The following is an 8,916-nucleotide window of genomic DNA, read 5'->3' as shown; positions in this document are numbered from 1 at the left end:
CTTAGTAGCGGGAACAGGACTCGAACCTGTGACCTTCGGGTTATGAGTTCGATTTGCTCCCTTATCCCACCCTATTTATAAGGGGTTCAAAGTTTGAAACAATTGAAAAAGTGGTACTTTTAGTGGTATTGTTTTTAATTAATTTTTTCTTTATTCATATGAGTTTTAGAGCTTAAAAATATATTTTTTTCCATTCCAAAAATCCAATTTGCATTTATAGAATAGGTCTTACATATTTTTTCTATATGTTCAGCAGTAAAATGATAACTCTGTTTTTCCTGTTTATTCTGATTTTTTACCCAGAATACATTTTGCTTTTGTAAACCTATTGCATCATAAAACTCTTTTTTAAAACGAATCCCCCCACTCTCTTTAAGCAATTCTATTAACTCTAGTATTTTTTTATCAGAAGTCAACACACTAGTTTACTTTTTTGTTAAATCTTATATATACAGCGCCACAAGAAGATAGTTTTGTATCTAACCTTACATCTCCCTTTTTCACATCTTTTACATTACTACAATCAAAATCCTTATCATATGTACTTGGAATAGGTGCTTCATTATTACAATCAGGAGGAAATTCATAATATCTTGTAATATTCCATGTTTCCTTACAACCATCATTATTATCATCACTTGAACAAGTGATGATGAATAATAATCCAAATAAGAATAAAAGTTTTTTCATTTCTTACAACCAATTATTTCGTTAATTTCTTCTTTTGTAACACCTTGTTTTTCAGCAATTTTTTCTAGCAATTTAGTTTGGTTTTCTGATTGTTTTATAATACTACTAATTCCAAAAACCCATCTAGTTATACATATACAAACAATAAAAGCAAACATAATTAGAGCAACTAAACCTATAAAGGAAATAATTTCTTGCATATCTATATTTTTAAAATTTTCTTACTATTTGAACAACATTAAATAGTTGCGCAACATCACTTAGCTTTAATATCCTATCTTCATAAAAAGAGTTTAGAGAGTGAACTGTTATTGTACCATTTTCAACATCGTGATTAATTATTCTTTTTATAATTATACCTTCCGTCTTGTGAACAATCACAAAATCCCATCTTTTTATATGAAGTTTATATTTCCAATATTCTTGGTACACCTCTCTGGCTAAAGCCAAATCACCCTCTCTATAACTTTCCATAGAGCCATCCTCCATACTATCGCCTTTAATTTCAAAAAAAAGATATTTTCCTTTCAACTCTCTATCCATAGGAATAGGATGTGTTGGTAAACTTTCCATATATCCAGGATCATCAAAACCTCCTAAATAACCAGCATAAGCATATTGAGAAACAACAGGTATTTGAATTATATTCATAAATACCTTTTTTGCTTCTGTATCTTTAAATTGAACATTTTTGAGCATTTCTCCTTCTCCTGTAAGAAGCCATGATTTATTAATTTCGGAATATTTCTCCGAAATTTGTTCTAATGCTTTATGCCCTATTCCTTTTCTTATAGAGCTAACATAACCATTACTCAACCCACAATTCTTCTCAAATGCACTAATAGGGATATTTAAGTATTCTATATATTGTTTTATTCTATTTTTAACACCGTCATTATCAGACATATAAATAATAATTTAAAGAAGTTCGTAAAAAAGCACCGAATTATTTTGTTTTATTCGGTACTTTGCTCTATATTTGCTATATCAAAATGAGAAATCAAATATAGTAATAAAATGAAACTTACAAATGAGGTAATAGAAAAAATTAGAACTGATATATCTTTAAGATATGCTATATCAGAAAAGGTAGGTAGGTCAGAGAGGGGGATATACAATATGGCATATAGAGTTAGTGATACTCTTCCTTTAATTGTTAAATCATCTATTAGAATAATTGAGAAACACACTGGACTTAAGGAGTCTGAAATATTCGAAAAGGAGAAGTTAAAAAATAGATAGTTCATTAGTAATGACAGCACAAACAGTAACCGATTTATTTAACATTCTTCCAAAGAGAGAGCAAGAAGTTTTCTTAAAGATGAATGGTTTTAAAAAAGTTATTGAAGAGCCAAAAAGAAAAATAGGAAGAAAAAGTAAAGAAGAGGAATTAAAGGAAGCTTTAAACTCTCCCCTTAATAGAAAAGTAGATAGATTCTTAAGTAAAATAAAATAAAAAAGCCCTGTCGGCAAACAGAGCTTAAAAATCACAAAATCTAAATAAATAGACTTATGACAATGATTGGAGCAAAAGTACTACAAAAAGAAGAATTGACCAAAGAAAAGATTAATTCTGCCATACAGAAAGGGATAGATAAATTCTGTAAAGATTATCACGAAGAAGACAAATATCAATATGAAATTATTGAAATATCAAATGATATAATAGAAGTTGATTTCAGCCTTGAAATAGAAGATGAAATAGAGGAGTACTACTACTGGGTTAAAAGACAAGAAGCAACACATAAATACAAAGTGTATGAGCGCCTTACTATTGAATTAGACGAAAATGAAGATTTAGAAGAAAAGTTGGAATCCATTTTTGGTGCCACAGAATTATTCATTTATGATTTAAACCAAAAATATTAAAAACCACACCCATGAACGCACAAATTCAATTACAAGGCTTAATTAATATTCATGATGAAGCTTTAAATAATAACAACTCTATCATGGCTTTTCATGCCAAAAATTTAATCACTAGGATAAAAGATAAGGCGCTTCTTGATAATATTAAAAATTTAGAGTTTTTATGCTTTGATTATTTCGGAATAGTCCTCAAAAATACCAAAACAAATAAAACCTATTGCTTACCCGCTGGGGATGTCATTGGTTGGTATTTCAGAAAAGGAAGAACCCTAAGCCTTATACATACACCGAATGATAGTTTTATCCTTGAAATACTTGAAAAGAGATCTAAAAGATTGAAACCATCACATGAAGAAATTCAAGCAATCTGTATTGAATACAGATATAACCTATACGAAATATATATAAACCTTAAATAATAACAAAATGAGTACAGAAATTACCACCAAAAACAATTCAATTCAATCATTCGATTTGACAGAAAATGTGCCTAATTTACAAGAAGCTATAGTATTGCAAGCTGATTTAACCAGCGAATATTGGACGCCTGAAAGAGAAGGAGAATTTAAACTAGTATTCTTCCAAGAAATTAAACATAGTACTTATACTGATGAACAAACAGGAGAAACTATAGAGCTTCCTTGTGTAGTTTTCGTAGAACAAAAACAAACAGGCGAATTAAAAACTGTTAGAAATGGTTCAAAAAGATTAGTTGCATCCATAGAAGACGCTTTGAATGGAAATATAATTAGAACAGGAACCCCATTAAGAATTGAGTTTTTAGGAAAGCAAAAAAACTCAACTAATCAATTTCAATCAGATCGATGGAGTATCAAGCCCTTAGTATTTAAATAATGGAATTAAAATCTGAAAATCTGCCAAATTTATTTTTGGCAGATACATCAAACGAAATAGACTCGTTTGAACAATGGTTAAACCAAAGAAATGGAAGATTTACTGCTTCTGAGATTTACCGGATATTAACCTATCAAGAAAAACCGGATTATATAAGTGCCGGAGCCTTGAGCTATATAGAAGAAAAAGCCTTAGAAGTACTTACCAATGGGAAATCAAGAAAAACCTTTTTTAATTTAAGCATGAAACATGGAAAAACTTTCGAATTAGAAGCCATTGCAAAAGCAGAAGAAAAACTCATTATTAAATTTGAAAAGACAGGAAAAGACCAGGAATTTATTGAATACGGATCTCATGCGGGATGTACTCCGGATGGATTATCAGAAAAATTAGGAATAGAAGTAAAATGTCCGGACTGTAAAACCCATTTCAAATATTTAAAAATTAAAAACCAAGAAGACTTAAAAAGAACAGAACCTAAATACTATTGGCAAATTCAAAAAGGAATGCTTTGCACAGGGTTAAAACAATGGTATTTTGTGAGTTATGATCCAAGATTCACAAATGAAAAAAATCAACTTTTAACTCTTTTAATACATGAAAACGATAAGGATATAGAATTTTTAAAACAACGCTTAAAACTAGCAATAAGTAAAAAAATAGAATTGATAAACCAATGATCTATGATACCTCCATACCAGAAAAAAGAAAGCTTGCCATAGATAGAATAAATCATCTATTAAAAAAGAAAGCTAAAATAGAAATAGTTGAAAAAAGAAGAAATAGAACCTATTCACAAAATAATTATCTACATCTAATTCTCAGTTGGTTTGCTTTAAACTATGGAGAAACTTTAGAATATATCAAACAAATCATATTTAAAAGGCAGGTGAACAAAGATCTTTTTTTGATTGAAGGAGTAGATAAAAAAACTGGCGAAGTTATTAAATATTGTAAAAGCACAACAACCTTAAATACAAAAGAATTAACTACAGCGATAGAAAGATTCAGAAACTTTTCTGCCAAAGAATTTGAATTATATCTTCCTGAACCTAAAGATTTGAATCACTTAGAAGAAATTCAAAATGAAATTGAATTAAACAAAGAATATTTATAGATAAAAAAACTTAAAAATGAAAATAGTAGAAACCCAACCCTTTATCCATGAATTTAATATTACAGGAAATGAAAATAACCTTCCGGAAATACTAAAACATTTTAATACTCCTGAAGAATGTCATGAGTATTTTTCTTCCAATCTTATTGCTGAACATACCAAACTTTATGTAGATAGAGTGTATACAGAAGAAGAAATAACAGAATTTGAAGACAACATTTTAGATATTGTGAAAAATCAAATGCCAGATGCAGAAAATAAAATCAGTGATGCTGAATACTCTTTACAAGTAGCCAAAAAAAATAAAGAAAAAGCAGTAGAAAGTTATAATGCTCTAAATACAGAGATAAAAGACTATCGAAATGAAATATTAAAAGGAACAACAGAACTAGAAATTGAAGCCCAAAGAGTATTTAGATTCCCATACAAAGGATATTACTATCACTATGTCTATTTAGATAATGGAATGGTAGTCCTGGCTAAAATCACCCTGATGAACGAAGAAGAAAGAAACGAACTTTTTTCATCCTCTGATAAAAACGAAAAATTTATTAATTCACTATTAAATGAGGAAAAAAATAAAAGGAAGACCAAGTAATTACCGTAAAGGATTACAAAATGATGACAAGTGGCAGGAAGTAAGAAGGAAAATCAAAATAAGAGATAAGCATAAATGTCGTATTTGTGGTAATAAATTAGAACTTGAAGTTCATCATATTACATACTGTATAGATGGGGAAAGCACCCGGGGAATTGAAATTTTTAATCTTGAATGGCTAATCACTCTTTGTCATAGCTGTCATCATTTTGTTCATCAAAACAAGAATCATAAATTAAATCCTAATAATCCTAACAAGATAAGCGCAAATTATTTTTAACCTAATTGAGATATAAAAATGCGAGATAGTATAATATTTTACAGGAGCTTTTATGAAGCTATAGATGAACTTCCTTTAGAAATGCAAGCAAAGGTATATAAAGCAATTTTTGAATATTCTTTAAACTTCAATGAGGTTGTACTAGAAGGCATCCCGAAAACAATATTTACTCTTATAAAACCTCAATTAGATGCAAATAATAAACGCTTTGAGAATGGCAAAAAGGGAGGTAGAAAATCTACTGAAAAGAACCAAGAACTAACCAAAGATGAACCAAACAAGAACCAAGAACCAATCAAAATTGAAACTAATAACAATAACAATGTAAATAACAATAACAATGTAAATGATTTTCTTTTAGAAAAAGAAACAAAAGAGAGAGAGGGAAAATTCCCAGATGATATTCTTTTGAAAAACTCTCTTAAACCTCCAGAAGAAACTTCCAAAAGAAAAAAAGTTGCGCCAAAAAAAGAAAAGGTTTCTTTTAGCCCGCCAAGTTTGCAAGAAGTCCAGGAATATTGCGACGAACGTCAAAACGGAATATCATCAGAATCATTTGTGAATTTCTACCAATCCAAAAATTGGATGATAGGAAAAAATAAAATGGTAGACTGGAAGGCAGCTATACGAACATGGGAACAAAAACGAAAAGATCAAACCAATGGAAAATCAAATACAGAATACAGCAGATTTAGTCCCCCTAAGGGGCGTCGGATTGCCCAATGTGATCCAGAAAAAATGGCTGAACTCCTTGCCAGAGATGCTGAAACTGGAAATTTGTTATAACCCCATAACTATCCAAGAAGTAGTTTCTGAGAATGGGTTAATAAACAAAATTTGTCGATTGTTTGGTGTTTCTTCTGAGGTTGCAAGTCCTGAAACTCAAAAAGAATGGACTCAGTGGATTTTAACCAGTCCATTTAAAACTCTAACAGAAAAAGAAATATTAAACGCCCACAAAATGGCAATTAATGGAGAGCTGTTAGATGAAGATCAAAAGCATTTTAAAATATTTCCTATGCTTACCCCTATCCAGAGTGGTGCAATTTTAAGGCAATATGTAGAATTTAAAAGAAATAATGAAGTATACTGGAAAGCGAAGCAAAATTTGAAAAAGTTAGCAGAACCTAAAAAAACACAACAAGAATTAGAAAAGGAAAAAGAAGAAAATTTTAACACTTACTGTAATATAATTTTTAATGAAATAAAGCAGGATGGTTTTACGAAAAAAGCAACGCATTACTATTCTAAAATTGCACAAAAAATAGATTTAAAGTTAGTTGTTGCTAAAAGGCTTTACCGATTGGAACTAAATAAATTTCTTAAAAATTTCAAGACCATTCGTGGATTAAAAGAAACTAAGGAGTTTGAAATTTCTTTTTTTCAAACAAATGAATCCTTAGCAGAAATTAAAAATAAAATTAAACATGGTGAAGCTGTACCCTCTGTACAGCAAAATTGTAGAGATATAATTGTAAATCATTATTTAAGAAAATCAAAATCTTTAAATGATTTAAAACAAAAAATAAAAGAATTGGAAGGATGAAAACAACAGAACAAATATCAAGCGAAAAACAACGTCAACTCGATAGAGCTAAGGCAATTAAAGCGCTTGAAAAAGGTAAAGCGCTTGAAAAATTACAAATATTGAAAGGTAAAAAATATAAAAGAATAGATAATAAATTTTAAAATTAAAATAAAATGAAAATAGGAATAACAAAAGAAGAATGCAAAAAGGGGCGTAGAGTTTATTATTATTCTTACTATGACCTTGCAACGGGAGAACATTCAGAACCTAAAGAAAGTATTATAGTAGATGGAGAAATATATTTAATAAGTGGTATACCTTGTTGTTTTATTAAAAATGTTAGTGGTGTAGTAGCATTATCTCATTTAGAATTAATTAATAATTAGGGTAACAGCATAACAATTTAAAATTAAAATAAAATGGAAAAAAGAAAAAACATACAAGAACCCGAAGAACTTAAACTATATCAAGGGATGAATGGGGCTTGGTTTGTAAAAAAAGGAGAAGTATTAAGAGGCGGTTTTCATGATAAAACAGATGCTGAAAAATTTTATAATCTACTGTTAGAGGTAAATAAAATGGAAGAAATAAAAAACAACCAACCATGATATTACCATTTTCAACAAAAATAAACGGAAGGCCTAATTATTTCATAGAAAAAATATGGTTAGGATTGTTATTCTCGGGAAAATATGGCAATTATATGTATAACATATACAATAAATGTTATTCGGATAAATTTGGAGAAAGTTGGGACGATAAAATAGGTTTGTTGCCCAAAATACACACTATAAGGTTGGATAATTATAACCGATGGAAGGAGGGTAATAAAATGCATTTAGTGATAAATAATAGAACTGATAACGAATTTCATTTTACCCCTCAAATTTTATGTACATCGGTTCAGAAAATTGAAATAACACACGAAAATTACCCTATTCTTAAAATTGATGGTATAGCGATAGGTTTTAGCAAATTACAAAGGCTATCTTCTAATGAGGGTTTTGAAAGTGTTGAAGATTTTTTCAATTACTTCAAAGAAGATTTTGAAGGAAAAATAATCCATTGGACAAATTTTAAATATTAATAAAATGACAACAGCACAATTAGTAGATATAGCAATAATAGTAACCTTAGGAATGCTAAGTATCACACTATTTTTAATCACTATTTTAATTATAAAAGAAATAAAAAATAAAGTATCATGAAAAAGATATACATAGCTGGTAAAGTAACTGGTTTAACATATTCGCAAGCTTATAATAATTTTAAAAAAATAGAAGATCAATTACAAGCCAACGGTTTTCAAGTAGTAAATCCTATGAATATAGTTCCTAAAGAAACAACTAGTTGGCATGAAGCTATGAAAATATGTATAAAAGCTCTAATGGAATGCGATGGTATATATTTACTTTCCAATTGGAAAGAAAGCAGCGGAGCCAAATTAGAAAGTGAATTAGCAAGCAAGTTAGCTCTTAATTTTATAACCCAAAAAGACCTAAAATAACATGGAAAATACAGTAAAAAATAAAAAAATGAAAGATTTAAATGAATTAGCCAAATATTTATTTGAATATAAAAAAGTAAAATTTGAAGGAAGGTCATTTGAAGAATTAGTATTAGAGGTAATTGTGGAGTTATCTTATTTACACAACAATGTAAATTCCTTAAAAAGTAGGTTACCTGTTGCATATATAAAATTATTAGAAATAGCAGGTTATTATAAATTCGACATGAATAGAATAGCTACTCAACATATTGTTAATAATAAAAAATCATTTGAAGAAAATATATACGCTATAATTAGAGAAATTGCGAGTTTTAAATATACTAAAGAGGAAGCAGTAAATTACACTTTATTAGAAATAAAAGAATTTGCTAAAATAATGAATATAGAGCTAGAAGTAGAAGTAAATACAATTTTGTATTTAAGAAATATTTTAAAATAAAATAAAATGTTGAAAAAATATAAAATAAAT

The 8,916-nt window shown here is 28.8% G+C and carries 20 protein-coding genes and 1 tRNA gene; 16 read left to right on the top strand and 5 right to left on the bottom strand.

All coding sequences use genetic code 11. The features are described 5' to 3' along the window. Window positions 1-5: 5 nt before the first annotated feature. From ETU08_RS00255 to ETU08_RS00235, 5 genes are all read right to left on the bottom strand, one after another. Window positions 6-71, bottom strand: a tRNA-OTHER gene (locus tag ETU08_RS00255). A gap of 63 nt (window positions 72-134) precedes the next feature. Further along, complete coding sequence (locus ETU08_RS00250) at window positions 135-416, bottom strand: hypothetical protein (RefSeq protein ID WP_146261021.1); 282 nt, start codon at window positions 414-416, stop codon at window positions 135-137. Window positions 417-420: 4 nt separating this feature from the next. After that, complete coding sequence (locus ETU08_RS00245; protein WP_146261020.1) at window positions 421-690, bottom strand: hypothetical protein; 270 nt, start codon at window positions 688-690, stop codon at window positions 421-423. Then, window positions 687-890 (bottom strand): hypothetical protein, encoded by a 204-nt coding sequence (locus tag ETU08_RS00240; RefSeq protein WP_146261019.1) that lies wholly within the window; start codon window positions 888-890, stop codon window positions 687-689. Before ETU08_RS00240 ends, ETU08_RS00245 begins: the two co-directional genes overlap by 4 nt. Before the next feature lie 10 nt (window positions 891-900). Continuing rightward, complete coding sequence (locus ETU08_RS00235; RefSeq protein WP_146261018.1) at window positions 901-1,596, bottom strand: S24 family peptidase; 696 nt, start codon at window positions 1,594-1,596, stop codon at window positions 901-903. A 111-nt stretch (window positions 1,597-1,707) separates the two neighbouring features. Between ETU08_RS00235 and ETU08_RS00230 the strand changes: the two genes are divergently transcribed. The 16 genes from ETU08_RS00230 to ETU08_RS00155 all read left to right on the top strand — a co-directional run bounded on the left by ETU08_RS00230 (window position 1,708) and on the right by ETU08_RS00155 (window position 8,886). Next, on the top strand, window positions 1,708-1,932 hold the full coding sequence (locus ETU08_RS00230) for a hypothetical protein (protein ID WP_146261017.1): 225 nt from the start codon (window positions 1,708-1,710) through the stop codon (window positions 1,930-1,932). Between the two features lie 10 nt (window positions 1,933-1,942). Continuing rightward, window positions 1,943-2,146 carry a hypothetical protein gene (locus tag ETU08_RS00225; protein WP_146261016.1) on the top strand — a complete coding sequence of 68 codons (204 nt, stop codon included), beginning with the start codon at window positions 1,943-1,945 and terminating at the stop codon, window positions 2,144-2,146. Window positions 2,147-2,202: 56 nt separating this feature from the next. Beyond that, window positions 2,203-2,559 carry a hypothetical protein gene (locus tag ETU08_RS00220; RefSeq protein WP_146261015.1) on the top strand — a complete coding sequence of 119 codons (357 nt, stop codon included), beginning with the start codon at window positions 2,203-2,205 and terminating at the stop codon, window positions 2,557-2,559. An 11-nt stretch (window positions 2,560-2,570) separates the two neighbouring features. After that, complete coding sequence (locus ETU08_RS00215) at window positions 2,571-2,978, top strand: hypothetical protein (RefSeq protein ID WP_146261014.1); 408 nt, start codon at window positions 2,571-2,573, stop codon at window positions 2,976-2,978. 7 nt (window positions 2,979-2,985) lie between these two features. Then, window positions 2,986-3,414: a hypothetical protein gene (locus ETU08_RS00210; RefSeq protein WP_146261013.1), complete on the top strand. Its 429-nt coding sequence runs from the start codon at window positions 2,986-2,988 to the stop codon at window positions 3,412-3,414. Beyond that, complete coding sequence (locus ETU08_RS00205) at window positions 3,414-4,094, top strand: YqaJ viral recombinase family protein (RefSeq protein ID WP_146261012.1); 681 nt, start codon at window positions 3,414-3,416, stop codon at window positions 4,092-4,094. The genes ETU08_RS00210 and ETU08_RS00205 overlap by 1 nt, the downstream gene beginning before the upstream one ends. Then, window positions 4,091-4,531 (top strand): hypothetical protein, encoded by a 441-nt coding sequence (locus ETU08_RS00200; protein ID WP_146261011.1) that lies wholly within the window; start codon window positions 4,091-4,093, stop codon window positions 4,529-4,531. The genes ETU08_RS00205 and ETU08_RS00200 overlap by 4 nt, the downstream gene beginning before the upstream one ends. Before the next feature lie 16 nt (window positions 4,532-4,547). Further along, on the top strand, window positions 4,548-5,129 hold the full coding sequence (locus ETU08_RS00195; protein WP_146261010.1) for a hypothetical protein: 582 nt from the start codon (window positions 4,548-4,550) through the stop codon (window positions 5,127-5,129). Continuing rightward, window positions 5,098-5,409 (top strand): HNH endonuclease, encoded by a 312-nt coding sequence (locus ETU08_RS00190; RefSeq protein ID WP_185145238.1) that lies wholly within the window; start codon window positions 5,098-5,100, stop codon window positions 5,407-5,409. The genes ETU08_RS00195 and ETU08_RS00190 overlap by 32 nt, the downstream gene beginning before the upstream one ends. Before the next feature lie 18 nt (window positions 5,410-5,427). Next, window positions 5,428-6,195 carry a DUF6291 domain-containing protein gene (locus ETU08_RS11930; protein ID WP_146261009.1) on the top strand — a complete coding sequence of 256 codons (768 nt, stop codon included), beginning with the start codon at window positions 5,428-5,430 and terminating at the stop codon, window positions 6,193-6,195. Between the two features lie 756 nt (window positions 6,196-6,951). Continuing rightward, window positions 6,952-7,098: a hypothetical protein gene (locus ETU08_RS11830; RefSeq protein WP_185145236.1), complete on the top strand. Its 147-nt coding sequence runs from the start codon at window positions 6,952-6,954 to the stop codon at window positions 7,096-7,098. A 12-nt stretch (window positions 7,099-7,110) separates the two neighbouring features. Continuing rightward, window positions 7,111-7,323: a hypothetical protein gene (locus ETU08_RS00175; RefSeq protein ID WP_146261007.1), complete on the top strand. Its 213-nt coding sequence runs from the start codon at window positions 7,111-7,113 to the stop codon at window positions 7,321-7,323. A gap of 33 nt (window positions 7,324-7,356) precedes the next feature. Beyond that, window positions 7,357-7,545: a hypothetical protein gene (locus ETU08_RS00170; RefSeq protein ID WP_146261006.1), complete on the top strand. Its 189-nt coding sequence runs from the start codon at window positions 7,357-7,359 to the stop codon at window positions 7,543-7,545. Then, a complete protein-coding gene (locus tag ETU08_RS00165; protein ID WP_146261005.1) occupies window positions 7,542-8,024 on the top strand; it encodes a hypothetical protein in 483 nt (160 codons plus the stop codon). The genes ETU08_RS00170 and ETU08_RS00165 overlap by 4 nt, the downstream gene beginning before the upstream one ends. 117 nt (window positions 8,025-8,141) lie before the next feature. Continuing rightward, window positions 8,142-8,444: a DUF4406 domain-containing protein gene (locus tag ETU08_RS00160; protein WP_146261004.1), complete on the top strand. Its 303-nt coding sequence runs from the start codon at window positions 8,142-8,144 to the stop codon at window positions 8,442-8,444. 1 nt (window position 8,445) lies between these two features. Further along, window positions 8,446-8,886: a hypothetical protein gene (locus ETU08_RS00155; RefSeq protein ID WP_146261003.1), complete on the top strand. Its 441-nt coding sequence runs from the start codon at window positions 8,446-8,448 to the stop codon at window positions 8,884-8,886. The last annotated feature ends 30 nt before the right edge of the window (window positions 8,887-8,916 follow it).

It is taken from the genome of Apibacter muscae, assembly GCF_007845635.1.
In the GTDB taxonomy this organism is placed as follows: Bacteria; Bacteroidota; Bacteroidia; order Flavobacteriales; family Weeksellaceae; genus Apibacter; species Apibacter muscae.
The sequence above is the reverse complement of the archived record's forward strand: the minus strand, read 5'-3'. Positions and strand labels throughout refer to the sequence as shown.